The following is a 1,625-nucleotide window of genomic DNA, read 5'->3' on the forward strand; positions in this document are numbered from 1 at the left end:
ACATCAGTTCTGATCGCACCACCGCCGCTCCCCGGGCTGGAAATCCCGCCCGGGCGCCCGTATAGTCGCGCTTCGTGTCATGCCCCCTGGGAGAGACCGGCCGTCGCGCCGGCGCCGAAGGCGCAACACCGCCCGGAATCGCTCAGGCACACCGGACCACGGGGCTGAAGACCGACTCTGGAGAGCGGTTGCCGTCTGTTTGCTCAGACCGCAACCCACCGACGGGGCAGCCGGCCGGGCCGCAAGCGCCTGACCCGCAAACTCTCAGGTCCAGGACAGAGGGGCGATGCCGGGGGCTCGACATTCAGATCGGGCGCCCCGGCCGTACCCTATTGTTCAGACCACTGCCGGCACTGCCCCGGCCGGAGCGAGGAGAGTCGAATGGGATTGCGTACCCCCCTGTTTGCCGAGCACGAGCGCCTGGGCGCCCGCATCGTCCCCTTCGGCGGTTGGGACATGCCGCTGCACTATGGTTCCCAGTTGGAGGAGCACCACGCGGTGCGCCGCCACGCCGGGGTCTTCGATGTCTCTCACATGCTGCCGCTGGACCTCTCGGGTCCCGGCGCCCGCGACTTCCTGCGTTATCTGCTCGCCAACGACGTGGCCAAGCTCAAGGTCCCGGGCAAGGCGCTCTACTCCTGTATGTGCAACGACCAGGGCGGGGTGGTGGACGACCTGATCGTCTATTACCGCCGCCCCGACCACTATCGGCTGGTGGTCAATGCCGGGACCGCGGACAAGGATCTCGACTGGATGCAGGCGCGCGCCGCGGGCTTCGACGTGCAGATCGACCGTCGCCGCGATTTGGCCATGATCGCCGTCCAGGGACCCGAGGCCCGGGCCCTGACCGCCCCCCTGCTGCCCGCCGACTGTCGTGAGGCGGCACTCGCACTCAAGCCCTTTTTCGCCGCCGACGGTGAGCACTGGTTCGTGGGCCGCACCGGCTACACGGGCGAGGACGGTTTCGAGATCATGCTCCCCGCCGCCGACGCCCCCGGACTCTGGCGCGGGCTGATCGCCGCCGGGGTCCGACCCTGCGGCCTGGGCGCCCGCGACACCCTGCGCCTGGAGGCCGGCATGAACCTCTATGGACAGGACATGGACGAGGTGGTGGGCCCGCTGGAGGCTGGTCTCGGCTGGACCATCGCCTGGGAACCGGCCGCGCGCCCCTTCGTGGGCCGGATGGCCCTGGCCGCGGTGCGCGACGACCCGTCCCATCGGGTCTTCGTCGGCCTGCTCCTGACCGGCCGCGGGGTGCTGCGCGGGCACCAGAAGGTCTTCAGCGACGGGCGTGAGGTGGGTGAGATCAGCTCCGGCGGCTTCTCCCCGACCCTGGAGCGCTCGATCGCCTTCGCGCGGGTGGCGCCCGGTATCGGTGCCGACTGCACCGTGGACATCCGCGGCAAGCCGGTCCCGGCACGCGTGGTCAAGACCACCTTTGTGCGCAACGGCCGCGCCGTCCAGGCGCTCTGAGGAGCGGTCCGCACAGCGGACCCTACAGCCCTAACGCGTCGTTGTCGTTGTCGTTGTCGTTGTCGTTGTCGAGATTATCGTGGCGCCGCGGATGCTCTCCCACCCCAAATTGCATCGCTTCTTCGATTTCGATTACGACAACGACAACGACA

At 69.0% G+C, this 1,625-nt stretch carries 1 protein-coding gene and 1 riboswitch; the gene reads left to right on the forward strand.

Annotation, left to right across the window (positions count from 1 at the left end; genetic code table 11):
- Positions 1-77: 77 nt before the first annotated feature.
- Positions 78-169, forward strand: a riboswitch (glycine riboswitch).
- Positions 170-381: 212 nt separating this feature from the next.
- Positions 382-1,473 carry a glycine cleavage system aminomethyltransferase GcvT gene (gcvT, locus tag QZY48_RS27165; RefSeq protein WP_295436697.1) on the forward strand — a complete coding sequence of 364 codons (1,092 nt, stop codon included), beginning with the start codon at positions 382-384 and terminating at the stop codon, positions 1,471-1,473.
- Positions 1,474-1,625: the final 152 nt, after the last annotated feature.

Origin of the sequence: uncultured Thiodictyon sp. (assembly GCF_903828115.1) — a bacterium.
GTDB lineage: Bacteria > Pseudomonadota > Gammaproteobacteria > Chromatiales > Chromatiaceae > Thiodictyon.